At 69.8% G+C, this 22,738-nt stretch carries 26 protein-coding genes; 18 read left to right on the forward strand and 8 right to left on the reverse strand.

Features of this window, described 5'->3' with window-relative positions:
• Window positions 1-27: 27 nt before the first annotated feature.
• On the reverse strand, window positions 28-1,218 hold the full coding sequence (locus tag ACF1AJ_RS13035; RefSeq protein WP_309855581.1) for an ROK family transcriptional regulator: 1,191 nt from the start codon (window positions 1,216-1,218) through the stop codon (window positions 28-30).
• Between the two features lie 111 nt (window positions 1,219-1,329).
• On the opposite strand from ACF1AJ_RS13035, the gene ACF1AJ_RS13040 reads away from it, so the two are divergent.
• From ACF1AJ_RS13040 to ACF1AJ_RS13050, 3 genes are all read left to right on the forward strand, one after another.
• Window positions 1,330-2,145, forward strand: a complete 816-nt coding sequence (locus tag ACF1AJ_RS13040; RefSeq protein ID WP_391507738.1) for a shikimate 5-dehydrogenase — start codon at window positions 1,330-1,332, stop codon at window positions 2,143-2,145.
• 83 nt (window positions 2,146-2,228) lie between these two features.
• Window positions 2,229-2,471 (forward strand): DUF6458 family protein, encoded by a 243-nt coding sequence (locus ACF1AJ_RS13045; protein WP_391507739.1) that lies wholly within the window; start codon window positions 2,229-2,231, stop codon window positions 2,469-2,471.
• A 28-nt stretch (window positions 2,472-2,499) separates the two neighbouring features.
• On the forward strand, window positions 2,500-2,937 hold the full coding sequence (locus ACF1AJ_RS13050; protein WP_020076139.1) for a MarR family winged helix-turn-helix transcriptional regulator: 438 nt from the start codon (window positions 2,500-2,502) through the stop codon (window positions 2,935-2,937).
• A 7-nt stretch (window positions 2,938-2,944) separates the two neighbouring features.
• Here the strand turns inward: ACF1AJ_RS13050 and ACF1AJ_RS13055 are convergent, their stop codons facing one another.
• Complete coding sequence (locus ACF1AJ_RS13055; protein WP_391507740.1) at window positions 2,945-3,172, reverse strand: hypothetical protein; 228 nt, start codon at window positions 3,170-3,172, stop codon at window positions 2,945-2,947.
• Window positions 3,173-3,264: 92 nt separating this feature from the next.
• Between ACF1AJ_RS13055 and ACF1AJ_RS13060 the strand changes: the two genes are divergently transcribed.
• The 4 genes from ACF1AJ_RS13060 (at window position 3,265) to ACF1AJ_RS13075 (ending at window position 6,693) form a co-directional block, all read left to right on the forward strand.
• Entirely contained in the window at window positions 3,265-3,663 is a 399-nt protein-coding gene (locus tag ACF1AJ_RS13060) for a MerR family transcriptional regulator (RefSeq protein WP_391507741.1), read from the forward strand.
• 132 nt (window positions 3,664-3,795) lie between these two features.
• Complete coding sequence (locus tag ACF1AJ_RS13065; RefSeq protein ID WP_391507742.1) at window positions 3,796-4,053, forward strand: hypothetical protein; 258 nt, start codon at window positions 3,796-3,798, stop codon at window positions 4,051-4,053.
• A 55-nt stretch (window positions 4,054-4,108) separates the two neighbouring features.
• On the forward strand, window positions 4,109-4,666 hold the full coding sequence (locus tag ACF1AJ_RS13070) for a dihydrofolate reductase family protein (RefSeq protein WP_391507743.1): 558 nt from the start codon (window positions 4,109-4,111) through the stop codon (window positions 4,664-4,666).
• Window positions 4,667-4,776: 110 nt separating this feature from the next.
• Window positions 4,777-6,693, forward strand: a complete 1,917-nt coding sequence (locus tag ACF1AJ_RS13075; RefSeq protein WP_391507744.1) for a PKD domain-containing protein — start codon at window positions 4,777-4,779, stop codon at window positions 6,691-6,693.
• Window positions 6,694-6,737: 44 nt separating this feature from the next.
• Here the strand turns inward: ACF1AJ_RS13075 and ACF1AJ_RS13080 are convergent, their stop codons facing one another.
• On the reverse strand, window positions 6,738-7,670 hold the full coding sequence (locus ACF1AJ_RS13080) for a hypothetical protein (RefSeq protein WP_391507745.1): 933 nt from the start codon (window positions 7,668-7,670) through the stop codon (window positions 6,738-6,740).
• A 158-nt stretch (window positions 7,671-7,828) separates the two neighbouring features.
• Between ACF1AJ_RS13080 and ACF1AJ_RS13085 the strand changes: the two genes are divergently transcribed.
• The 4 genes from ACF1AJ_RS13085 (at window position 7,829) to ACF1AJ_RS13100 (ending at window position 10,820) form a co-directional block, all read left to right on the forward strand.
• Window positions 7,829-8,665, forward strand: coding sequence for a hypothetical protein (locus tag ACF1AJ_RS13085; protein WP_391507746.1), 837 nt, complete (start codon window positions 7,829-7,831; stop codon window positions 8,663-8,665).
• Window positions 8,662-9,078, forward strand: coding sequence for a phage holin family protein (locus ACF1AJ_RS13090; protein WP_018189081.1), 417 nt, complete (start codon window positions 8,662-8,664; stop codon window positions 9,076-9,078). Before ACF1AJ_RS13085 ends, ACF1AJ_RS13090 begins: the two co-directional genes overlap by 4 nt.
• Window positions 9,075-9,653, forward strand: a complete 579-nt coding sequence (locus tag ACF1AJ_RS13095; protein ID WP_391507747.1) for a DUF3618 domain-containing protein — start codon at window positions 9,075-9,077, stop codon at window positions 9,651-9,653. Before ACF1AJ_RS13090 ends, ACF1AJ_RS13095 begins: the two co-directional genes overlap by 4 nt.
• A gap of 105 nt (window positions 9,654-9,758) precedes the next feature.
• Entirely contained in the window at window positions 9,759-10,820 is a 1,062-nt protein-coding gene (locus tag ACF1AJ_RS13100; protein WP_309855565.1) for a YihY/virulence factor BrkB family protein, read from the forward strand.
• An 8-nt stretch (window positions 10,821-10,828) separates the two neighbouring features.
• Here ACF1AJ_RS13100 and ACF1AJ_RS13105 read toward each other — a convergent pair whose 3' ends face one another.
• The 4 genes from ACF1AJ_RS13105 to ACF1AJ_RS13120 all read right to left on the reverse strand — a co-directional run bounded on the left by ACF1AJ_RS13105 (window position 10,829) and on the right by ACF1AJ_RS13120 (window position 14,322).
• Entirely contained in the window at window positions 10,829-12,154 is a 1,326-nt protein-coding gene (locus ACF1AJ_RS13105; RefSeq protein WP_391507748.1) for a diguanylate cyclase domain-containing protein, read from the reverse strand.
• Between the two features lie 51 nt (window positions 12,155-12,205).
• On the reverse strand, window positions 12,206-12,967 hold the full coding sequence (locus tag ACF1AJ_RS13110) for an EAL domain-containing protein (RefSeq protein WP_391507749.1): 762 nt from the start codon (window positions 12,965-12,967) through the stop codon (window positions 12,206-12,208).
• 93 nt (window positions 12,968-13,060) lie between these two features.
• Window positions 13,061-13,633, reverse strand: coding sequence for a GNAT family N-acetyltransferase (locus ACF1AJ_RS13115; protein ID WP_391507750.1), 573 nt, complete (start codon window positions 13,631-13,633; stop codon window positions 13,061-13,063).
• Window positions 13,630-14,322 (reverse strand): hypothetical protein, encoded by a 693-nt coding sequence (locus tag ACF1AJ_RS13120; RefSeq protein WP_391507751.1) that lies wholly within the window; start codon window positions 14,320-14,322, stop codon window positions 13,630-13,632. Before ACF1AJ_RS13120 ends, ACF1AJ_RS13115 begins: the two co-directional genes overlap by 4 nt.
• A 156-nt stretch (window positions 14,323-14,478) precedes the next feature.
• On the opposite strand from ACF1AJ_RS13120, the gene ACF1AJ_RS13125 reads away from it, so the two are divergent.
• The 7 genes from ACF1AJ_RS13125 (at window position 14,479) to ACF1AJ_RS13155 (ending at window position 21,263) form a co-directional block, all read left to right on the forward strand.
• Window positions 14,479-15,876, forward strand: coding sequence for an APC family permease (locus ACF1AJ_RS13125; protein WP_391507752.1), 1,398 nt, complete (start codon window positions 14,479-14,481; stop codon window positions 15,874-15,876).
• 3 nt (window positions 15,877-15,879) lie between these two features.
• Entirely contained in the window at window positions 15,880-16,569 is a 690-nt protein-coding gene (locus ACF1AJ_RS13130; RefSeq protein ID WP_391507753.1) for an aspartate/glutamate racemase family protein, read from the forward strand.
• Between the two features lie 93 nt (window positions 16,570-16,662).
• Window positions 16,663-18,048 (forward strand): ferric reductase-like transmembrane domain-containing protein, encoded by a 1,386-nt coding sequence (locus ACF1AJ_RS13135; protein ID WP_391507754.1) that lies wholly within the window; start codon window positions 16,663-16,665, stop codon window positions 18,046-18,048.
• Entirely contained in the window at window positions 18,045-18,578 is a 534-nt protein-coding gene (locus tag ACF1AJ_RS13140; protein WP_391507755.1) for an FMN-binding protein, read from the forward strand. Before ACF1AJ_RS13135 ends, ACF1AJ_RS13140 begins: the two co-directional genes overlap by 4 nt.
• Window positions 18,575-19,327, forward strand: coding sequence for an FAD:protein FMN transferase (locus ACF1AJ_RS13145; RefSeq protein WP_391507756.1), 753 nt, complete (start codon window positions 18,575-18,577; stop codon window positions 19,325-19,327). Before ACF1AJ_RS13140 ends, ACF1AJ_RS13145 begins: the two co-directional genes overlap by 4 nt.
• 50 nt (window positions 19,328-19,377) lie before the next feature.
• The gene (locus ACF1AJ_RS13150; protein ID WP_391507757.1) at window positions 19,378-20,046 is read left to right on the forward strand and encodes a response regulator transcription factor; all 669 of its coding nucleotides are present in this window, start codon (window positions 19,378-19,380) and stop codon (window positions 20,044-20,046) included.
• Complete coding sequence (locus ACF1AJ_RS13155; protein ID WP_391507758.1) at window positions 20,043-21,263, forward strand: sensor histidine kinase; 1,221 nt, start codon at window positions 20,043-20,045, stop codon at window positions 21,261-21,263. The genes ACF1AJ_RS13150 and ACF1AJ_RS13155 overlap by 4 nt, the downstream gene beginning before the upstream one ends.
• A gap of 20 nt (window positions 21,264-21,283) precedes the next feature.
• Here the strand turns inward: ACF1AJ_RS13155 and ACF1AJ_RS13160 are convergent, their stop codons facing one another.
• The gene (locus tag ACF1AJ_RS13160; protein WP_391507759.1) at window positions 21,284-22,717 is read right to left on the reverse strand and encodes an APC family permease; all 1,434 of its coding nucleotides are present in this window, start codon (window positions 22,715-22,717) and stop codon (window positions 21,284-21,286) included.
• Window positions 22,718-22,738 lie beyond the last annotated feature (21 nt).

Raw genomic sequence — 22,738 nt, forward strand, 5'->3', positions numbered from 1 at the left:
TAACGGCCTGAGACCGGCCGGGAGGTGTCAGCCCTCTTGCCCGGCGAGGGCGCCCTTGATGACGATCGCGGCTGCTCCGAGCGATTCGGCGCGGTCGCCTAGCGACGAGATCCGGACGGTGGTCGTGCCGGCGATGATCGGGATGGCATTCTGCCGGATCCCGTGCCGGATCGGGTCGAGCAGCGCGTCGCCCAGGCCGACCAACGGTCCGCCGATGAGCACGAGCTCGGGGTTGATCACGTTCGCGATGTTGCCGATCGCCTGCCCGATCGCCGTGCCCGCGTCGCTGACGACCCGCAGGACGGCGGGGTCCTTGTCGAGGCCGCGGCGCAGGATGTCCGCGGCCGTGCGAGCGCCGTCGCCCCGCCCGAGCGACTCGAGCATCACGCTGGTCGACGCGATCGTCTCCAGGCAGCCGCGGTTGCCGCAGCGGCAGATGACGCCGTGCTCCGCGACCGGGGTGTGACCGAGTTCGCCCGTGATGCCGAGGAACCCGTAGTACGGCTGGCCGTTCAGGATGAGACCGGCGCCGATCCCGGTGCCGATCTTGACGAAGATCAGGTTGCGCTCTCCGCGATTCGCTCCCCAGGTGACCTCCGCCAGAGCACCCAGGTTGGCGTCGTTGTCGACGACGACAGGGAAGCCGAACACGTCCTCCAGCTCCCGCCGGGTGATTCCGACCCATTCGGGGAGGATGGCACCCTGCAGTACCGTGCCGGTGCGGCGGTCGATGGGGCCGGGGATGCCGACGCCGACGGCGAGCACCGACTCGCGGTCATGGCCGCCCTCCGCGAGCATTCGGTCGAGCAGCCGCGCCGCCTCGCGCACCGCGCCGAGCACGTCGTAGCCGGGTTCGAGCGCCACCTGCTCCTCGGCGATGACGTCGTAGCCGAGGGTGGTGAGGACGATCCGCACGTGGCGGCGGCCGAAGTCGACGCCGACGGCGATGTCGCCGGTGTCGGTGAGCTGCACGAGCAGCGCCCGTCGCCCGCTCGAGGTCACCGGGGAGGTCGCGACCACGCCCTTGGCCGCCATGTCGCGAACGATGTTCGACACGGTGGCGGTGGACAGGCCGGTCCCGCGCGCCAGCTCAGCCTGGGTGGACGGTCCATTGGCCAGGAGGAACTCGACGAGTCGTTCCTGGTTCAAGTGCCTCAGTGCGCCCTGCGACCCGGGATTGCGTGCGCCACGAGGGATCAGCCCCTGAGTGGCGGTCATAGCGATAAGCGTGAACGATCGGGGTGTTGGAGTCAAGCTGTGAACGCAACAGTCGGCCCCAGATCGGGTGACGGACCCGAGAATGCTGACAGCTGCTGCGATGATGGACGCATGCCCATCCTGAACAAGGACATGCAGGTCTGCATCTCACTCGCCGGTCGCCCCAGCAACATCGGGACGCGTTTCCACAACTTCCTGTACGACGAGCTCGGCCTGAACTTCGTCTATAAGGCGTTCACGACGGACGACCTGGAGGGCGCCGTGCGGGGCATCCGCGCGCTCGGGATCCGCGGATGCTCGGTCTCCATGCCGTTCAAGGAGGCGATCATCCCGCTGGTCGACAACCTCGAGGCGTCGGCCGTGGCCATCGAGTCCGTGAACACCGTCGTGAACGAAGACGGTCTGCTGACCGCCTCCAACACCGACTACGAGGCCGTGGCCCAGTTGCTCACCGAGCACGAGGTCGACACCGCCCAGCGGGTGCTGGTGCGCGGGTCGGGCGGCATGGCGAAGGCCGTTGTCGCGGCGTTCCGCGGCGCAGGATTCGACGAGCTGACGGTCCTCGCACGCAACGCCGAGGCCGGTCCCGCCCTCGCGGAGCGGTACGGCTACGAGTGGGTGGCGGAGGACCCGGAGCCCGGGTTCGATGTCATCGTCAACGTGACGCCGCTCGGGATGCGCGGCGACGCGGAGGACGTGATGGCGTTCGACGAGGCGTTCATCGAGCGCGCGACGACCGTGTTCGACGTCGTCGCATTCCCGTCCGAGACGCCGCTGATCCGTGCAGCGCGAGCGAGGGAGACCGCGGTCATCACCGGCGCCGAGGTGATCGCTCTGCAGGCGGCTCGCCAGTTCGAGCGCTACACAGGCGTGCAGCTCACGCCGGAGCAGGTGGCCCGGGCGTCCGAGTTCTCGCGCGCCGAGTGACTCCGGTCGCACCGACCGACCGGTGTGATGCGCTCCGGCCCGACGGGGAGTAGCTTGAGGCCCGGACGTGAAGGAGCGTGCGCATGGGCATCGGAAGCGGCATCTTCATCTTCGTCGTCGGTCTCATCCTGGCCTTCGCCCTGCAGGTGCAGGTGAGCTGGATCGACCTGAAGATCACCGGGTACATCCTCATGGGAGCCGGCCTGGTCGTGTTCGTCATCTCGCTGGCGTTCGCCTTGCGGCGCAGACCCCGCACGTCGATCCGGCAGGACGGCATCGACCCCGTCACCGGCCAGCGCGTCGAGCGGCGCACCGATGAGTATTGAGGCAGGCACCCAGCCATACAATGGCCGGATGTCCGATGACCTCCTCGCGCTCGAGAACCAGGTGTGCTTCGGCCTCGCCGTCGCTGCGCGGAGCGTCATCGCGCTCTACCGGCCGGTGCTCGAACCGCTGTCGCTGACACATCCGCAGTACCTCGTGATGCTGGCGCTGTGGGAGCGCGAGCCGCGGTCGGTGAAGGACCTCAGCGACACCCTCGCACTGGAGCCGGCCACCCTCTCCCCTCTGCTGAAGCGCCTGGAAGCGACGGGCTATGTCGAGCGGCGGCGGAGTGCCGCCGACGAGCGTGCGCTCGAGGTACGTCTGACGGAGTCCGGGCGGGCGCTCCGCGCGGAGGCGGAGAAGATCCCGCCGCGCATCGTGGAGCGGCTCGGCCTGCCGGTCTCGGAACTCGAGAATCTGCGCGAAAGCCTTCAGACGATCATCGGCGCGGCCGTCCGCACCGGATGATGCGGGCTCAGGCCGCCTGAACGGGCGCGGGGCACACCAGCCGCGTCGCGTCGCGCTGGCCGCCGGGCCGGAGCACCTCGTGCTCGGTCATCGGGCGGCCGCACATCGGGCACGCCGCTGCGGCGGAACGCTGCTCCGGCGCCTCCGGGTGGCCTGCGCCGAGCTGCGCCGGACCGGCGATGCGGATGAGCTTCTCGTTCCACCGCGAATACCAGCTGGCGAAGCGTCCGGCCATGATCCCTCGATTCATTAGTGCACTAACAAAAAGTGTACGCCATCTGGACCCTGACCCGCAGGGCAAGGTCTACGCTGACAGCGGAGGGCGACATGCGCATCAGCGAACTGGCCGAGCGGGCGGGTGTCACGGTCAAGGCCGTGCGGTACTACGAGAGGCTCGGGCTCGTGTCGCCCGACCGTCTCGGCAACGGCTACCGCGAGTACGGCGACGATCACCTGCGCGCTGTGCTCGAGATCCGCGAGCTGGCCGCGACAGGCATCCCGCCGAGCAAGGCGCGCCCGTTTATCGACTGCCTCGGCTCTGGCCACGCGCACAGCGACGAATGCCCCGCCTCGCGCGACGCCTACCGCGACGGACTCGCCGAGCTGGATGCGGCGATCGCCGCCCTGGAGCGCCGCAGGAACCTCCTCGCCCGCCGTCTCGCCGGGGCCGAGCACCGCATCCCCGAGCCGGCCGACGGCTGCGGGTGCACCATCGACCCCTCCTGACGGACACCGGGATCATCCCCAGGGATGACCCCATCCCTACCTGCGGTCGATGCCCGCCGAGCGCGCACCCGGTTGACTCGGACATGTCCGCTCGAGCTCCCGTCTCGAGCGTCGACGCGAAGGGGGAGACCGATGACGACACTGGGACACGGACTGCGAACCGCACCGACACTCGGTACGGCATCGGTGCCGGTGCGGCGGCGAGCGCGGGGGCTGCTCGCCGCCGTCACCGGCAACCCGTACCTGCAGCTGCTCGTCACACTCGTTCTCATCGCGGCGGGCGCGACCCTCCTGATGATCGGGATCGGACTGCTGCTCGATGTGGCGGTGCCGTGGATCTTCGACGACGAGCTGCGGGCTCTGAAGGCTCTTCTGCCGCAGATCGGCTGACAGTCGGGTGATCCGGGCTCTGGCCCCGGCGTTCGCCCGCCCCTAGAGTCCCTGCATGGGACGTCTCCTCCTCTCGGCCATCGCCTCGGTCGACGGCTACACGGTCGACAGCTCCGGATCGTTCGACTGGGCGCATCCCGATCCAGAGGTGCACGCGTTCGTCAACGACCTCGAACGCGGCATCGGCACCTATCTGTACGGCGGGAGGATGTACGAGACCATGCGGGCCTGGCAGGACATGGGCGACAGCGACGAGCCGGTGATCGCCGACTACGCCGGAGTGTGGCAGAGCGCAGAGAAGGTGGTGTTCTCGTCCACGCTGAACGAGGTGACGACGCCGAAGACGCGGTTGCTGACGCGGTTCGATCCGGACGAGGTCCGCCGTATCGTCGCGGACGCCGACCGCGATGTCTCCATCGGCGGGCCGACGCTCGCCGCCGCGGCCTTTGCAGCCGGGCTGGTGGACGAGGTCTGGCTGATCCTCGTCCCGGTCGCGGTCGGCGGGGGCACCCCGGCCCTCCCCCAGGGACGGTTCCTCTCGCTGTCACTCCTCGAGGAACGCGTCTTCGCCGGAGGGACGATCGGACTCCACTACGCCGTCATAAATTCATGAGCAAACCTCGTCTTCTACTCCCCGTGGGCGTCACGTCGCGCTAGCCTGTGCCGCGACAGGCCCGCGACGGAACGGGCCGGGGAGCGTCGGCGATGGGCAAGCATCGATTCGTGACCGTGGCGGGGCTGGCCGCCGCTGCCGTCATCCTCAGCGTCAGCGTGCCGCAGAGCGTCCAGGGGGTCGCGGCGGGAGCGGGCAGCGTCCACTTCACCGCATCGGGCGACTACGGTCCGGGCACCGCGGCGCAGGCGGTGCTCGCGGGCATCAAGAACCTCAGCCCGGACCTGCACCTCGCCCTCGGCGACCTCTCCTACGGTGCCACCGGCCAGGAGAAGGCCTGGTGCGACCTCGTCACCAGCCGGACCGGCGCAGGCTTCCCCTTCGAACTGGTCTCGGGCAACCACGAGAGCAGCGGGCAGAACGGCAACATCAACGACTTCTCCGCCTGCCTCCCGAACCAGCTCCCCGGAGCGGTCGGAACGTACGGCCGCGAGTACTACGTCGACGTCCCGCAGGGCGCTCCCCTTGTGCGCTTCATCATGATCTCCCCCGGCCTCCCCTTCTCGGACGGCACCTGGACGTACGCATCGGGCACCTCGCACTACGCGTGGACGCAGGCCGCCATCGACGGAGCCCGCGCGGCCGGCACGCCATGGGTCGTGGTCGGAATGCACAAACCCTGTCTTTCGCTGGGCGACTACCCCTGCGAGGCCGGGGCCGACATCCTCAACCTGCTGGTGTCGAAGCGCGTGGATCTGGTGCTCACCGGCCACGAGCACCTCTACCAGCGCACGAAGCAGCTGGCGACGGGAGCAGCGTGCCCGGCGATCGCGCCCGGAACATACACCGCGGCATGCGTGGCGGACGCGGACGGGACGCTGGTGAAGGGTGCGGGAACCGTCTTCGCGACGGTCGGGACGGGCGGCAACGGCAACTACGAGGTCCACCCGGCCGACAGCGAGGCCGGCTACTTCGCCGCCTCGTACGGCAGCGCCGCGACACCGCTCTACGGCTCGCTCGACGTCAGCGCGACCGCGAGTCAGCTGACGGCGTCGTTCGTCCGGGCCGCGGGGCCGTCGTTCACGGACGGCTTCTCCATCGGGCCGCCCGCCGCCGGCAACCAGCCACCGAACGCCGTGTTCGCCTCCTCCTGCGCCGACCTGACCTGCTCGCTGGATGGAACGGGCTCGACCGATCCGGACGGCGCGATCACCTCGTTCGCCTGGGACTTCGGCGACGGCTCGTCCGGCACCGGCGGCACGATCACGCACACCTACGCCGTCGCCGGCACCTACACCGCTCGACTGACCGTGCTGGACGACGGCGGGGCGACAGCGTCGACCACGCGCACGGTTACCGTGACAGCGCCACCCCCGCCTGCCGACACGCTCGCCGCCGATCCATTCGAGCGCGCCGTGACCAACGGCTGGGGAACCGCCCCGACCGGTGGGAACTGGTCGGTCTCGGGCAGCTCCAGCCTGTATTCGGTCTCGGGCGGGACGGGACGCATCCAGCTGCCCGCGGGCTCAGGCGGCACCGCCCGGCTTCCCGGAGTCAGCGCGACCGGCATCGACCTCCGGCTCGCGCTGGCGATCGACAAACTGCCCTCCTCGGGCAACGTGTATGTGACGGTCCAGGGACGGCGGATCGCGACGACCGGCTCCTACGGGTCCAAGGTGATCATCTCGTCGGCGGGCAAGGTGACCATCCAGATCGTGCGCGTCGATCAGAACGGCGGGAACGAGGTCGTCGTGCAGACGTCGGCCACCGTTCCGAACGTCACCTACACCGCGGGTATGCGGCTGAACGTGCGGATGCGGACTACCGGGACCGCCCCGACGCTCATCGAGACGAAGGCGTGGGCCGACGGCACCCCCGAGCCGTCCGCCTGGCAGCGGTCGGCCATGGACAGCACGGCCGCACTGCAAGGTGCGGGCGGACTGGCGGTGACCGGGTACCTCTCCGGCGGGGTCGTGAACGCGCCGGTCACGCTGATGGTCGACGATCTGACCGCCGTCAAGCCGTGAGCAGGGCCGTCTGGCGCCGGTAGTCCGGCGTCAGTGGCCCGGCGTCAGGCGGCGTCCCACCACCGCAGGACCCGGAGCGCCCGCAGCGTCACCCACTTGCTCTGGAACCCCTCCATGTCGAACTCGACGATCACCGGACCCTCGTGGATGTTCTCGAGCACCCAGCGGCCGTCGGCGTCGGCCTTGCCGCGGACCAGATCGACGGCGTCCGCCAGGCGCGGGTCGCGGCGGTCCTGCAGCCGGAAGTGCTCCAACCCGCGCAGGATGTCGTGATACCAGCGCACGGGATACGACAGCATCGTGATCCTCGGGTCCGGGATGGAGCCGTCCGTGCGCCTCCGGTAGAGGCCGCGCTCGAGGAGGTATTCCTCACCGGCTTCGACGACCTCGGTCGCGCGCGCCTCAGCGCCGCCGGCGCGCATCCACGCGCGTAGTCCCTCGACGGCGCAGATCGTGGAGTGGAAGGACGACACCCGGGCGCCGTACTCGGCCCAGCAGTTCCAGCCGCCGTCGTCCAGCCGGGAGCCGACGAGCGTCTCGGCGATGCGGTCGCCTCCCTCGCCGAAGTAGGCGGCGATCGTCAGGGCGACGCCATTGATGCACGGCTCGGTCTCGCCGTCGAAGTAGGGCTCGCCGGCGTGCTCCCAGCGAACATTCTCACGGACGCGGGCTACGGCCCGGCGGGCCTGCTCGCTCGTCGGATCGAGACCGAAGTCCACGAGCTGCTGCAGGCTGAAGTGAGTGCCGCTCCATGCGTCGAAGCCGTCACGCTCCGGCGGGATCCACCCCGGCCGGTACGTGCCGCCGTCCCAGAGTCCGTCCTCCGCCTGCTCGGCCAGGAAGGTCGCGCCCCAGCCCTCCGTCGCCACGCGGGCGCGCTCGGCGGCCACCTGCTCCGGAGAGGCTCCCACCAGGTCCCGGAGCACCTGCCAGCGGATGGCCGGGTCGGAGTCGAGCAGCCAGTTCTCTACATCCATGCGCGCCACCGTAGTCGCCGCCCGAGCCTGAGGGCAGTCCTCCACGCACGGATACCCCCCGTCGGGGGGACGGTCAATCACTGGACCCGCTTCTCTCGCATGTCTTGAGTGGGCCTCACATCCCAACCGGACACATCCACCGAAAGGAAACGGCAGTCATGACCATGTCAGACGACCAGTCCGCGGACACACCGATCTTCGACAGCAGACGCGACGCGCTCGAGCCGGAGGCCGGCCTTCCCGAGACGGTGCAGCCGACAGGCGGCTCGCTGAGCGGCGACGCCCGGAGCGGCGGTGACCTGAGCGGCGGTGCCTCGACCGGTGACCAGGGCGGCGTCCGCGAGGAAGCGGGGCGCGTCGCAGGCTCCGCCGCAGAGGCCGGCAAGGACGTCGCGGCCACCGCCAAGGAACAGGCCAAGAACGTCGCAGGCGAGGCGAAGTCGCAGGCGAAGGACCTCTACCGCCAGACGCAGGAGGAGCTCCGGACCCAGGCCGCACAGCAGCAGGAGCGGGTCGCCAGCGGCCTCCGCTCCGTGGGCGACGAGCTCGACCAGATGGCCTCCTCCTCCGAGTCGGGCGGCCTGGCGACCGACCTCGTCCGGCAGGCCGCGCAGCGCACCCACGCGATCGCGGGCTGGCTGAACGAGCGCGACCCCGGCTCGCTGCTCAACGAGGTGAAGTCGTACGCGCGGCGCAACCCGGGCACCTTCATCGCCGCGGCGGCCATCGCGGGGGCGCTCGCGGGCCGGCTCACCCGTGCGCTCGCCAGCGGCGGGGACGACTCCGGCAGCACGGGCTCATCGACGGGCACCGCCGGGACGACCGGCCTGGCACCCAGCCCCGATGTCACCGGAGCCGACACCACCGGCCTCGGCGGCGTGGGCACCGGCCCCACGGCCGGCGGCTACGGCACCGCGACGGGTGACCTCTACGACGACTCCGGCAACGACCTTCCCGAGCTGCCGGGCGCCGGGTACACCGGAGGCCGGGCATGACCGATCAACCCACCCCTTCGGAGCAGCAAGCAGCGAACAGTTCGCTGGGCGAGCTGCTCGGAGAGGTCAGTCGCGACCTCTCCACCCTGATCCGCCAGGAGATGGAACTCGCGAAAGCCGAGATCAAGCAGACCGTAACGCGCGCCGGCAAGGGCGCTGGGCTGCTCGGCGGCGCGGGTTACGCCGGCCTCATGGCCGTCTTCTTCCTGTCGATCGCCCTGTGGTGGGCGCTCGGCTACCTGGTCGGCAACGCCTGGTCCGCGGTGATCGTCGCGGTCATCTGGGGCGTCGTCGCACTGATCCTGTACCTGCGCGGTCGCAAGCAGCTCGAGACCGTCAAGGGTGCCCCCCAGACCGTGGAGACGGTCAAAGAATTTCCCGAGACACTGAAGCGAAATGAGGAGAACCGATGAGCGACGACCCCGACGCGATCCGCGCCGACATCGAGGCGACGCGCCGCAATCTGAGCGGTGACGTGGACGCCCTGGCCGATAAGGTCACGCCCAGCAAGATCGCCCAGCGCCAGACGCGCAAGGTGAAGGGCGCCTTCCATTCCGTCAGCGAGCGGATCATGGGATCCGCCGACGACGTCCGCAGCGGCGTGGGGGGCGCCGTCTCCGACGCCGGCAGCTCCGTGGCCGACGCGGGCCGAACCGTCGTCGACAAGGCGCAGGGCAACCCGCTCGCCGTCGGCCTCATCGCCTTCGGCGTCGGTGCGCTGATCGCCTCCCTCATCCCGCCGAGCAACAAGGAGCAGGAGCTGGCATCCGCAGCGAAGGATGCCGCGCAGCCACTGCTCCACGAGGCCGCCGAGGTCGGCAAGCAGGTCGCCGATGACCTCAAGGAGCCGGCGCAGCAGGCTGTGCAGTCGGTCAAGGAGACCGCGCAGGAGGGGGTGTCCACCGTGAAGGAGGAGGCCACCGATCGCGCCTCCGACGTCGCCGACGACGCCAAGCAGTCCGGACAGCGCTTGCAGTCCGACCAGTAGCACCCACGACGAAGCGCGGCGGAAGGCCTCCCCCGGGCCTCCGCCGCGCTTCTCTTTTCCCACCAGCCGTCCTGTCAGCGACGCGCAACCGAGAGGACCAGCACGATGAGCGACGTCGGGGCCAGCAAGCGCCTGGCCGATGCCCCCTCCCCCGAGGACTCCCGCAAGCCGGACAGCCCTCCCCACCTCGAAGGATCGTCGTGGAAGCTGGTGCTCAAGCGCACCTTCCGCGAGTTCAGCACCGATAAGTGCACCGATATCGCCGCCTCCCTGACCTACTACGGCATCCTGTCGCTCTTCCCCGGGCTGATCGCGCTGGTCTCGCTGCTCGGCGTGCTCGGGCAGGGCAAGTCGGCGACGGATGCGATCCTCGGCATCATCACGGGCGTCGCGCCGGGCTCGACCGCCCAGCTGTTGCGCGGTCCGATCGAGAACGCCGTGAACTCTCCCGCCTCCGGCTTCGCGCTCGTCGCCGGCATCGTGCTCGCGATCTGGTCCGCCTCCGGATACGTCGGCGCGTTCTCACGCGCGATGAACCGCATCTACGAGATCGACGAGGGCCGGCCGTTCTGGAAGCTCAAGCCGCAACAGTTGCTCGTGACGGTCATCACCGTGGTGCTCGTGACGATCGTCGCGCTCATCCTCGTCGTCTCCGGTCCCGTGACCCGCGCCATCGGCGACGCCCTGGGCCTCGGCTCGGCGCCGCGCATCGCCTGGGAGATCGCGAAGTGGCCGCTGCTTCTCATCGTGGTGGTCCTGATCATCGCGATCCTCTACTACGCCGCGCCCAACGCCCGTCAGCCCAAGTTCCGCTGGATCAGCATGGGCGCGATCATCGCGATCGTCGTGCTCGCCGTCGCCACCTTCCTGTTCGCGTTCTACGTCGCGACGTTCGCGAACTACGAGAAGACGTACGGCCCGCTTGCCGGGGTGATCGTCTTCCTGCTGTGGGTCTGGATCGCGAACCTCGCGCTGCTGTTCGGCGCGGAGTTCGACGCCGAGACCGAACGCGGACGCGAGCTGCAGGCCGGGATGGAGGCCGAGGAGACCATCCAGCTGCCGCCTCGCGACACGCGGCTCAGTGAGAAGTCGGCGGACAAGGAGGAGGCGCTGATCGACGAGGCCCGCCGGGTGCGGGAGGACGCCGACGCCTCGGACGACCGCTGACGCAATCGTCAGGCGAGCGAGGCGCCCACGACGCGGTTGCCTCCCGCGTTCTTCGCCGAGTACATCGCGTGGTCGGCCTCGCGGATGAGCCGGTCCGGGTTCCATCCCGGGTCCTGCGTGCGCGCGAGCGACATGCCGATGCTCGCGCTGATCGGGAAGCCTTCGGGGATGTCCTGGAAGGGCTGCTCGATGAAGCGGCGGATGCGGTCTGCGACGTCCTCTGCTGCAGCGACGTCGGGGACTTCACACACCACCACGAACTCGTCGCCCCCGTAGCGCGCGACCAGATCCTCCTGCCGCACGGCGGTCTGCAGCCGCTCGCCCACCTCGCGGAGCAGAAGGTCGCCGATGTGATGGCCGAGGCTGTCGTTCACGCGCTTGAAGCCGTCGAGGTCGATGAACAGTGTCGCGATGAGGGCGGAGGCCGAGTTCTGATACGCGACGAGCTGCGTCTCGAGAAGGCGTCTGTTGGGGAGGCCCGTCGTCTCGTCATGCGTCGCGGCATGCTCCAGCTGCCGCTGCAGGCGCAGGGTCGTGATGGTCTGCGCCGCCTGGCCGGCGAGCGCGTCCGCCAGCGGTGCCGCCTCGGAGTCGAACTGGCGGGGATGCAGGAAGAACGCCACGAAGACGCCGAACAGCATGTCATCGTGATGGATGGGAGCGACGAGCACGGCGTCGACGCCCGCGTCGCGCATCGCCTGCCCGAGCACCGGCGCGAGCTCGTCGGCGGCCGCCGCTCCGCTGATCGCGACCACTCGGCGAAGACGCGCCGCCTGCGCGATAAGCGAATCCGTCTGCTCGGCCGAGCGCAAAGGGTTGCTGCCGGACGCCTGGACGAACGCGCCGAGCTCATCGAGCAGGAACACCGCGGACTGCTCTGCCTGATACGCCTTGGCGACGGTCGTGGCCAGGATGTCGACGAGTGCCTGTTCGGTCGTGGTCGCCGAGAAGGCGATCGAGGAGTCGATGATCAGCTCGAGTCGGATGCGGGTACGCTCCTGGAGCGCGTGGGACCGGACCATCGCCTGCTCGTGCTCGGCCCGTTCCGTCGCGTCCACCAGCGTCAGCAGTTCACCGGAGCCGTCGCCGGAGGGCCGGCGTCCCACGATCACCGGACGGGACGACCCGTCGACGTGGGCCAGCCGGACGAGGCCCTCGGACCGGCCGCCGACGGCGTTGATACGAGTGCGCAGAGAACTGAAGGGCCGCCCAGTGAGCTCCACCATCGAGAGGCCGGTCCAGGCGAGGAAGACCTCGTTCGCATCCAGGATGCGCCCATCCGGATCGAGCTCTACGAGTGCGCAGGGCAGATCGTCCGCAGCAATGGGCCGCACCGCACTCTCCTTCGGATGGCTGGCCGCTACGCGGCGAGGGTCGTATTGAATTTACCGCACGAACGGCTGAAGCCAATTCCCGAGTTCATCGGGAGGACACGGACGCGCGATGTAGTACCCCTGCGCACGGTCGCACCCCGCCGTCCGAATCCGTTCCAGCTGCTCGCGGGTCTCAATGCCCTCAGCGACCACGCGCATCCCACTGGCCTGCGCAACGGCGACGGCGTCCCCGACGGCCTGCCAGTCGCCGCGTGCCACCAGGCTGCGGTCCAGCTTCAGCTCCCGGGCGTGGACTCCGACCGCCCGTTCGATAGACGAGTGCCCCGTCCCGAAGTCGTCGATCGATACGGTGACGCCCCACTGCTGGACGATGTCCAGACGGCCGGCGACAACGGCGTAGTCCTCGATGCGCTCCGCCTCGGTGACCTCGACGATGAGGTCGGCGGGAGGGAGCCCCGACTCGGCGAGCTGCCGCTCCAGCTCGTCGAAGAAGCGGTCCGTCTCCAACTGCAGGGGCGAGACGTTGACGGCCACGGCGATCTGATACCCCCGTGCGCGCCAGTCCCGACCGATGCGGCAGCACTCGCGCAACGCGAAGAGACCCAGCTCATGGATCGACCCGCTGGCCTCGGCGAGCGCCACGAACTCGGCGGGAGGGATGGGACCTCGCGTGGGATGCGTCCACCGGCTGAGCCCCTCGACAGCGACGATCTCGCCGGTGGCCAGGTCGATCTGCGGCTGGACGTGCACCTCGAGTTCGTGCGCGGCGATGGCATGGGACAGCTCTTGCGCCTCCGCCTCACACGTCACCACGTGCACCTCCCTCGCCGGCCGTCGTGTCTCCTGGCCTGGACGCGATAGTGCCCGCGTGCGCTCCCCCTGTCAACGGGCTGGACCCGAGGGCCGTCAGCGGAACGTCGGCCGCGGGTCGCTGCTCAGCACGCTCATCAGGATCGAGTCGGTCCATTCGCCGTCCCAGAAGAGCGTGTCGCGTTGGCGTCCTTCCACGACGAACCCGGCCTTCTCATAGGACCGGAGTGCGCGCGGATTGAAGGAGAAGACGTCGAGTCCGACCCGGTGCAGGCCGATCTCCCCGAACGCATGGTCGAGCACGACGGTCATCGCCTCCGTGCCGTACCCGCGGCCGGGCTGCCCGGGCGCCAGAGCGATGCGCGTGTTCATGGAGGCGTTGTCCTCGTCGAGCTCGTTGAGCACGATCTCGCCGAGGAAGCCGTCCGTTGCCGCGTCGAGGATCGCCCAGTCGGCGCGGTCCGGGGCAGCGCCGATGCGCGACAGATGCGCGAGGATGAGCTCCTCCGTGAACTCGGCGCGCGTCCCGGTCAGTCGCATGTTCTCCTCGTCGCCGAGGCCGGCCCAGACATCGTCGAAGTGCTCGGGTCCGAGGGGGACCAGCCGGATGCGCGGCCCGGCGAGCGTGCGCACGGCGGTGAGCTCGGCGAGCGCCACGTCCGGCTTCACAGATCCGCCTCCCTCGGTCGCAGGTCCGGTCGGGGGAACTCGGCATCGAAGTCCCCGGTCGGGTCCTCCTGGCGCAACGTGTCCACGATGCTCGGGCCCGATCCGACCGGCGAGAAGGCGGCGCGGTCGCCACGGACGCTCCTCTGGTACGTCTTCATGCGCCCGTCCACCGGCAGGTCGATCTCGGCCGGAGGGCGGCCCTCGTCGAGCGGGACGGCGCGCTGCGTGGTGGTGCCGTCCTCCTCGACGAAGTCGGCGATGCCGAACGTCAGGCGGCCTCGGTCGAAGGACGCCCGGACGAGCAGGTAGGTGACCAGCGCGTCGTCGTCGAGCGCGGCTACCTCCGCGGCGAGCGCCCGCACGGCGTCGGTGCGACCGAGTGCGTGCTCCCCGTCATCCGGCACCTCGGCCCAGGAGCGAACATGCACGGCGAGGTCCGCGACGGCCTCCTCGTACGAGGTCGGCGAGGTGCCGCGGATGCCGAAGTCGCCCCAGTCCGCCCAGTAGCGGTCGCCCTCGTCGTCGTGCCCCACCGGGACGGCGACCCGCGTCGCCGCGGTGCATGACACTTTCCACGCCGCCAGCTCGTCCGCATCGAACAGCTCGCCCAGCTGCCGGATGGCGTCATCGTCGCCGGGGCCGGCGGCCGATGCGAGGATCGCACGCTCGAAGAACGCGTTGTCGTCCACTGCTCGTTCCCTTCGTCCCTGCCAGCATCGCATCACCCGGCCCGAAATTCCGAGCCGGGCGGCGGAATCGGCTAACGTCGAGGGGCAGTCGGCGTCCCCGCCCGCATCACGATGCCGTGGTCGCCGCAGCCAGAACCGGCACCGAAGGAGACACCCGTGACGACCACCCTGCCGACGACGACCTCGAAGGGCGCGTCGCTGCGGCGCAGCCTCGGGCTGTGGGCCATCGTCGGGCTCGGCCTGGGTTACATGACGCCGACCGTGGTGTTCGACACGTTCGGTATCGTCTCCGGGCAGACGAACGGCGTCGTCCCGGCCGCCTACCTCGTCGCGCTCGTCGTGATGATGTTCACGGCGATCAGCTACGGCAAGATGGCGGGCGCCATCCCGAGCGCCGGCTCCGCCTACACCTACGTACGCGAGTCGATGCACCCGAACCTGGGATTCATGGTCGGCTGGACCTCGCTCGTCGACTACGTGCTGCTTCCGATGGTGAACTGCCTCATCATCCGGCTGTACCTGGAGCAGCTGTTTCCCGCCGTCCCCGGATGGATCTGGGTCGTCGTCTACTGCGCGGGTGTCACCACCCTCATCGCCGTGACGATGCGCGGCACCTCGAACGTCAACATGATCCTGCTCGTGTTCGCGATCGCCGTGATGATCGTGTTCGTCGTCATGGTCGTCGTGCAGCTCGCCGGCGGCGCCGGTGACGGCACGGTCGCCTCGGTGAAGCCGTTCGTGCACGACGGCGTCACGCTCGGCGCGATCCTGACCGGGGCGACGGTCGTCTGCTTCTCGTTCATCGGCTTCGACGCGGTGACGATGTACGCGGAGGAGGCCAAGACGCCGAAGATCATGCCGCGCGCCATCCTCTTCACCGTCATCATCGGCGGCGCGATCTTCCTGGTCGCCGCCTACTTCACCCAGCTCCGCTTCCCGACCAACGCGCCGTTCGGCGAGTTCACGGACGACCCGCTGCCGCAAATCGGACGCATCGTCGGCGGTCCGGTGTTCCAGGCGATCTTCGTCTCCGCCGGTTTCTGCGCCACCCTGGCGTCGGGGCTCGCGTCGCACGCATCCGTCAGCCGGATGCTGCTGGTGATGGGACGCAACAACGTCCTCCCCCGCCGGTTCTTCGGCTACATCAGCCCCAAGACGCAAACGCCCATCTTCAACATCGTGCTGGTCGGTGTGATCTCGCTGCTGGCAATGGCGTTCTCGCTGGAGCTGATCTCGGCCTTCATCAACTTCGGAGCCCTGATCGCGTTCACCTTCGTCAACATCTCGGTGATCGCCTGGTTCGCGATCCGCAAGGGACGCCGCCGCACCGCGAAGGACATCGTCCGGTTCATCCTGCTGCCGGGAATCGGGACGGTGCTCACGGGCATCCTCTGGGTGAACCTTCACGCCGACGCGCTGATCGGCGGCATCATCTGGGCGGTGATCGGCTTCGCATACCTCGTGTTCCTGACCCGCGGCTTCCGTCGGCCCGTCGCCGGGTTCGACGAGAGCCAGCCGGTGACCGGGTTCAACAAGGCAGTGGAGAAGGAGTAGGCCGTGAAGCGGATCGGGCTCCTCGGGGGCATGAGCTGGGAGAGCTCCGCTCTCTACTACCAGGCGATCAACGAGGGCGTGCGCGAGCGACTCGGCGGACTCCACTCCGCCGATCTGGTGATGATCTCGGTCGACTTCGCCGAGATCGAGCGGCTGCAAGCCTCCGGCGACTGGGAGCGCGCGGGAGACATCCTGGCCGAGGAAGCGATCCGGCTCGAAGGCGCGGGCGCCTCGTGCGTGGTGATCTGCACGAACACGATGCACAAGGTCGCCGACCGGGTGCAGGCGGCCGTCGGCGTCCCGCTGCTGCACCTGGCCGACGTCACGGCGGCGGCCGTCATCGACGCCGGCGTCCACCGGGTCGCCCTGCTGGGAACGCGCTTCACCATGCGCGAGCCGTTCTACCGGGAGCGCCTGCAGTCGCGCGGCCTCGACGTGATCGTCCCGCCCGAGGAGACGCAGGCCGTGCTGGACGCGATCATCTACGACGAACTCGTCCTCGGTGTGGTCACCGAGGCCTCGCGAGCCGTCTACCGCGATGCCATCGCCGCGCTGGTCGCCAGCGGCGCGCAGGGCGTCATCCTGGGCTGCACGGAGATCGAGCTGCTGGTGCGGCCGGAGGACTCAGCCGTGCCGACCTTCCCGACCACGGCGCTGCATGCCGCCGCGGCCGTCGAGTTCGCCGGCGGCTGACCTGCCGCGGGCTTCCGCAACTCATACAGTGCGCATAGGGCGCTCCCAGCCCACGTAAGAATCCACAAAGAATGCGTCTGCATCGTGGAATACATGGATCAGACGTTGAGCGTTCTCGTGTCGGCACCGCCGGCGCCGCGCCGCAGCCGCCACGCTGTCGGCGACCCGCGTCGGGGCGCAAGAACCGTTCGTGCCGCCCTTGCGCTCGGCGTCGTCGCGGTGCTCGGGATGTGGTGGTTCAGCGTGCCGGCCGGCTTCGCCGCGACCCCGGCCGACGCCCTCACCTCGATCGGTGAGCTGGCCGGCATGGTCGGCGGGTTCCTCGTCTGCGCGCAGGTGCTGTTGATCGCCCGGGTGCCGTGGTTCGAGAAGGCCGTCGGTCTCGACCGGCTGGTCTCCTGGCACCGCTCGCTCGGCGCATCCGTGCTGTTCCTCATCGTGGCGCACGTGCTGTTCCTGGTCTTCGGCGGCGAGCTGGTGGACAAGAACCCGCCGTGGACGGAGTTCGTCAGCATCCTGCAGAACTACCCGGACATGCTGACTGCCCTGGTCGGCACGATCGCCTTCCTGGTCGTCGGCCTCAGCAGCGCCCGGCTGATCCGCGCGAAGCTGTCGTACGAGGTCTGGTACTGGCTGCACGTCACCACCTACGTCTCGATCTTCCTCACCTTCTTCCACCAGCTGAGCGGTGGCGCGCACTTCGTCTCCGACCCCGTCAACCGGATCCTCTGGATCGCGCTCTACCTGGGCACCGCGGCCGCGGTGCTGACGTGGCGGTTCCTCCTGCCGGCGCTCGACGCCTGGAAGGGGCGGATGCGCGTCGCCGCGGTCGTGCCCGAGAGCGAGGGCGTGAACAGCGTCTGGCTGACCGGACCGCGGGTCGACCAGCTGGGCGTCCGTGCGGGCAACTTCCTCCTGTTCCGCTTCCTCAGCTGGGGTCACCTGGGCACGGCGCATCCGTACTCGGTGTCGGCGGTCCCGGCCAACGGCTACCTGCGCATCACCGTCGGAGCCATCGGCGACCACTCGACCCGCCTCCCCGCCCTGAAGCCCGGCTCGCTGGTCTTCGCGGAAGGGCCCTTCGGCCGCTTCACCGCGGACCGCGCGAGCCGGGCGCGCATCCTGCTGGTCGCGGGCGGCGCCGGCATCGGCCCGATCCGCGCCCTGGCCGAAGAGCTGGTGCGGCGCGGCGCCCGCCCCGTCGTCCTCTACCGGGCCCGCTCACCGCGGCACCTCGCCCTGCTCGGCGAGTTGCAGGCCCTCCCCGGCGTCACCGTCATTCCCCTCGTCGGACGGCGTGCGGAACTCGGCTACGACCCGCTCGACGTCGAGCCGCTCCGCGGCCTGATCCCTGACCTCCACGACTGGGAGGCCTTCATCTGCGGGCCCGAAGGGATGGGCGAGCGCGTCGAGCGCTCGCTCCGCGCCCTCCGGATGCCCAAGCGTTTCATCCACCGAGAAGAACTGAGCATGTCATGAACAGCAGATCCTGGCGGGGGACCGTCCTCTTCACTGTCATCCTCGTCGTCATGGGCGCGACCGTCGGCCTGAAGCTGTACGGCGTCGGAGACCAGGTCACGGCGGCGTCCACATCCGTCCACTCGACCGCGTCGGGCACCGGGACGACGAGCTCCGGGTCGGAGTCGGAATCGTCCGATACGACGAGTGGCGGGGCGGCAGCTTCGTCCACGCCGACCCCGTCGGACTCGTCATCCTCGTCAGGCTCGTCGACGGCGACGACGACCACGATCACCGGGTCGGCCGTCCAGACCCGCTACGGCGCGGTCCAGGTCGAGGTCACGTTCTCCGGCAACACGATCACGGCCGTGAAGACCCTTCAGTCGCCCGACCGCGACGGACGCGACATCGAGATCAACGACCAGGCCCTCCCGATCCTGCAGCAGGAAGTGCTCGCATCGCAGTCGGCGAACATCGACACCGTGTCGGGTGCGACCTACACATCCGAGGGCTACATCCAATCGGTGCAGTCGGCGATCGACCAGCGATGAGGTTCCTCGAGACGGTCATGGGCATCCCGATGTCCCTCGATGTGCGGGACGACGTGGATGCGCGACCCGCGGCCGAGCGCGCGTTCCGGGCGTTGCAGGAGGCGGACCGCCGCTTCAGCACCTACCGGCCGGACAGCGAGGTCAGCCGCGCGAACGCCTCCCCCGAACACCACGCCCGGTTCAGCGACGACTTCCGCGAGGTCGTCGCCATCGGCGAGGCCGCAGCACGCGACTCGGGAGGCGCCTTCCGCATCCGCCGGCCCGACGGCTCGTGGGACCTCGATGGGGTCGTGAAAGGGTGGGCGGCTGCCCGCGCAGCACGAGAGCTGCACGCGGCCGGCCTCCGCCACTTCTGCCTCAACGCCGGCGGGGACGTGGCCGTGTCGGGCAGCCCGGGAGACGGGCGACCGTGGAGCGTCGGCGTCCGCTCTCCGTACGAATCGACCGCCATGCTCGCCGTCCTCCAGGTCACCGATGCGGCTGTGGCGACCTCGGGCGCCTACGAGCGAGGAGCCCACATCGTCGACGGTCGCAACGACTCGCCCGCTGCCGGACTCCTCAGCGCGACTGTCGTGGCCGATGACCTGACGGTCGCGGATGTCCTCGCGACCACTGTGTTCGCGATGGGTCCGGACGGCGTCGATCACGCGCTGCGCTCCGGCGCTCGCGGAGTCCTCGCGGTGGATGCGTCGGGCCGCATCCTCGCCGCAGGCGACCTCCCATTCGCGCGCCCGGCGACCACGTCGTGACGGCCGGCGCTCCGCCGGTGGAGGGCGCATCCGGCTCCTATACTGCGGGTGTGAGCGGAAAGCCGCGTGTGCTGGTCGCCGAGGACGACAGCCGCCTCGCGAGCATGCTCGATACGCTCCTCGGGTCCGAGGGCTTCGAGGTCGAGGTCGCGCGCGACGGTCAGCGGGCCCTGCATCTCGGGCTCACTGCGGGGTTCGACGTGATCGTGCTCGACCGCGGACTCCCCGCCGTCGAAGGGCTGGATGTGCTCCGCCGCCTCCGCGACGACGGCGTCACCACGCCCATCCTCGTGCTCTCCGCGCTCGGAACGGCTCCCGACCGCGTCGACGGCCTGAATGCAGGCGCCGAGGACTACCTGGCGAAGCCCTTCGACATCGACGAGCTCGTCGCCCGAGTCCGGGGGCTGACGCGTCGAGCCGCGGCCGTGGTGCCGATGGTCCGCTTCCCCGGCGGCCGGCTCGACAGCGGCAGCCGCACCGTCACCCTCGACGACGGCTCGCGCACCGTGCTCTCGGAGCGCGAGTCCGACCTCCTGGAGCTGCTCGCCCGACGGCCGGGTCAGGTGTTCTCCCGCACGCTTCTGCTCGACGAGGTGTTCGCGGCCGCCGACGACCCGGGGGTGGTCGACACCTACGTGCACCATCTGCGCCGCAAGTTCGGGCGCTCGCTCGTCGAGACCGTGCGCGGCGTCGGTTATCGGATGGGGTCGCTGCAGTGAGCGACCGCACGCTGCGCGACACCGAGCTCCGCTCCGCTTCCCGCCGGCTCGCGGCCCAGTTCGCGCTGATCATCGTCGGCCTCTTCGTCGCGCTCGGCATCGTGGTCTACAGCGTCGTGGCCGCCGGCCAGGCCGAGGCCGCGAAACGTGCGCTGTCCGACGCCTCCATGGTCGACTCGGTCCACGACGCGCCGCGCGACCTTCTGGTCACGGTGGTCACGCCGCAGGGCCGGCAGAGTTCGCCCGGCTTGCCGGAGGGACTCCCGGACGAGGATGCGATCCAGCAAGTGGTGCGCACCGGCAACCAGGTCTCGGGGTCGGTGGAGACCGACGGCCAGCGCTACCTGACCGTGACGGACGTACGGCACGGAAAGGTCGTCCAGGTCGCGTACGGCCTCGGCGAGCAGCAGGAGGAGTTGAGCAGGCTGGTGATCGCGCTGGTCGTCTCCGGTGTGATCGCGACGATCGCCGCGGGGGGCATCGGCCTCGTCCTCGCTCGGCGGTCCATCCGACCCCTCGCGGACGCGCTCGCCCTGCAGAGGCGTTTCGTCGCGGATGCCGGGCACGAGCTCCGCACGCCGCTGACCCTGCTCAGCACGCGTGCCCAGCTGCTGCGGCGCCATGTCGCGACCAAGTCGACGGGAGCACCGGACGAAGAACTGCGGTCGGGTCTCGATGAGATCGTCGACGACAGCCGGGCGCTCACCGAGATCGTGCAGGACCTCTTGACCGCGGCCGATCCGCGGCAGACGGCGGAGAGCGAGGGCGTCGACCTCGGCGACCTGGCCGCGACGGTCGTCCGTTCGGCCAACGCCCGGGCCGACGAGCGCGGCCTCACCATCGGGGTGCAGAGCGATCCGGACGCCGTGGTCACCGGAGCTCCGGTCTCGCTCCGGCGGATGATCGTCGCCCTGGTGGACAACGCCCTGGATCACGCCGCCGACGAGGTCCGGGTGACCGTTTCCACGTCCCGCGACCGCGTCATCCTCACCGTGGAGGACGACGGCCCAGGGTTCTCTGCCGGGGTCCAAGACCGCGCGTTCGAGCGCTTCGCGACCGCGCGGGATGCGCAGCCGGGCGACGACCGCGGTCGCCACTACGGCCTCGGCTTGGCCCTCGTCGCCGAGGTGGTGAACCGCCACCACGGCACCGTCCAGGCCGCCAATGGGGACGCGGGAGGCGCAGTCGTGACCGTGCGCCTCCCGCGTCGTCTGTAGTTCCCGATCGGCCCCCGGTCCTAGCCGACGCCCTCCAGGGCGTCTGTCTCCGTGTTGCCGATGTTCTTGATCACCTGCGGCCGGCGCTTGCGCAGGTAGGCGAACCAGGCCACCGCGGCGACCAGCGTCAGCAGGAACAGGTACGGGATGATGTTCAGCGGGAACGCCGGCACCGGCCAGACGTTCGCGAAGAACACGTAGGCCATGGCGGCGACCGCGACGACGGCGCACACCCACACCAGCGTGTTCGGGATGCCCGCGCGACGCGTGTAGGCGATGCACGCGATGGCGACGAGCGCGTACGCGACCATGTAGCCGTAGGTGCCATAGGTGTCGACCCAGACGACGATGTCCATCGGGTTCGCACCGACGGCCAGCAGGATGACGTCGAGGACGATGGCCGCGGGACCGGCGACCAGCAGCACACGGTGCGGGGTCAGGTGGCGCTCGTGAGTGCGGCCGAACCGCTCCGGCACGACGCCCTCCTTGCCCATCACGTAGATGACGCGGCCGACGACGTTGAGCGGCGCGACGACGACGGCGAAGAACGAGGCACCGACGCCGAAGGTGAGGATGGGGCCGAACCAGGTCGGCATCCCGATCAGCTTCGCGATGTCCTCCAGCGGGCTGGCGCTCGTCGCGAGGTCATCGTGGAGCACCGCGATCTGCGTGTACGCGGCGAAGACGTAGAGCACGCCGACGACGACGGCGCTCCACATGATCGCGCGGGGGATGGCGGTATATGGGTTCTTCGCCTCACGGCCGAGCGCGTCCGCCGACGAGAATCCGACGAACCCGAGGATGCCGAGCACCATTCCGGCGGCGATGCCCTGGAACGGGGCGCCCTGCGCGAACACCTGCGCCGGGTCCCAGGCGGCGGGTCCCGCCCAGACGAGAGCGGCGATCAGCAGGATGGTGATGATCGTGACCGAGACCAGCTCCAGCACCAGCGAGACGCGTGCCGACAGCCGGATGCCGCGGATGGTGAACAGCGTCGCGAGGCCGCCCAGCACGATGGCGAGACCGATGTACCAGCCGACACCTCCCGCGGGCACGCCGAGGAGCACCAGGAACTGGTTGAAGTACGACACCGCACCGCCGAGCGAGCCGGCGGCGATGCCCCAGCAGCCGATGACGAGGGTGACGCCCGCGAGGTACGCGCCGGTCGGGCCGAGGCCCTTCGCCACGTACGTGTAGAGCGAGCCCGCCGAGGCGTGCTTGCGGGCGAACACGACGACGCAGTAGCCGACGCAGAGGATGACGATGGTGGCGAGGACGAACGAGTAGATCGTCCCGTTGCCGGCGCCGACGAAGATGGACATCGCGGTGAAGGCGATGACGGCGCTGGGCGCGATGTTCGCGATCGCCTGGGCCGCGAGCTCCGGCCCGCTCATGACGCCGCGCCGCAGTCCGGCGTCGGTCGGGCTGCTCGCCCGGGTTTCTGTGGTTGACATGGCTCTCCAGTGAGTCGTTTC

The organism is Leifsonia sp. NPDC014704 (assembly GCF_043083605.1).
In the GTDB taxonomy this organism is placed as follows: Bacteria; Actinomycetota; Actinomycetes; order Actinomycetales; family Microbacteriaceae; genus Leifsonia.

Coding starts and splice junctions, on each gene's coding strand:
- ACF1AJ_RS13035 (WP_309855581.1), bottom strand. CDS start 1,218: ATGACCGCCACTCAGGGGCTGATCCCTCGTGGCGCACGCAATCCCGGG.
- ACF1AJ_RS13040 (WP_391507738.1), top strand. CDS start 1,330: ATGCCCATCCTGAACAAGGACATGCAGGTCTGCATCTCACTCGCCGGT.
- ACF1AJ_RS13045 (WP_391507739.1), top strand. CDS start 2,229: ATGGGCATCGGAAGCGGCATCTTCATCTTCGTCGTCGGTCTCATCCTG.
- ACF1AJ_RS13050 (WP_020076139.1), top strand. CDS start 2,500: ATGTCCGATGACCTCCTCGCGCTCGAGAACCAGGTGTGCTTCGGCCTC.
- ACF1AJ_RS13055 (WP_391507740.1), bottom strand. CDS start 3,172: ATGGCCGGACGCTTCGCCAGCTGGTATTCGCGGTGGAACGAGAAGCTC.
- ACF1AJ_RS13060 (WP_391507741.1), top strand. CDS start 3,265: ATGCGCATCAGCGAACTGGCCGAGCGGGCGGGTGTCACGGTCAAGGCC.
- ACF1AJ_RS13065 (WP_391507742.1), top strand. CDS start 3,796: ATGACGACACTGGGACACGGACTGCGAACCGCACCGACACTCGGTACG.
- ACF1AJ_RS13070 (WP_391507743.1), top strand. CDS start 4,109: ATGGGACGTCTCCTCCTCTCGGCCATCGCCTCGGTCGACGGCTACACG.
- ACF1AJ_RS13080 (WP_391507745.1), bottom strand. CDS start 7,670: ATGGATGTAGAGAACTGGCTGCTCGACTCCGACCCGGCCATCCGCTGG.
- ACF1AJ_RS13085 (WP_391507746.1), top strand. CDS start 7,829: ATGACCATGTCAGACGACCAGTCCGCGGACACACCGATCTTCGACAGC.
- ACF1AJ_RS13090 (WP_018189081.1), top strand. CDS start 8,662: ATGACCGATCAACCCACCCCTTCGGAGCAGCAAGCAGCGAACAGTTCG.
- ACF1AJ_RS13095 (WP_391507747.1), top strand. CDS start 9,075: ATGAGCGACGACCCCGACGCGATCCGCGCCGACATCGAGGCGACGCGC.
- ACF1AJ_RS13100 (WP_309855565.1), top strand. CDS start 9,759: ATGAGCGACGTCGGGGCCAGCAAGCGCCTGGCCGATGCCCCCTCCCCC.
- ACF1AJ_RS13135 (WP_391507754.1), top strand. CDS start 16,663: ATGGATCAGACGTTGAGCGTTCTCGTGTCGGCACCGCCGGCGCCGCGC.
- ACF1AJ_RS13140 (WP_391507755.1), top strand. CDS start 18,045: ATGAACAGCAGATCCTGGCGGGGGACCGTCCTCTTCACTGTCATCCTC.
- ACF1AJ_RS13145 (WP_391507756.1), top strand. CDS start 18,575: ATGAGGTTCCTCGAGACGGTCATGGGCATCCCGATGTCCCTCGATGTG.
- ACF1AJ_RS13160 (WP_391507759.1), bottom strand. CDS start 22,717: ATGTCAACCACAGAAACCCGGGCGAGCAGCCCGACCGACGCCGGACTG.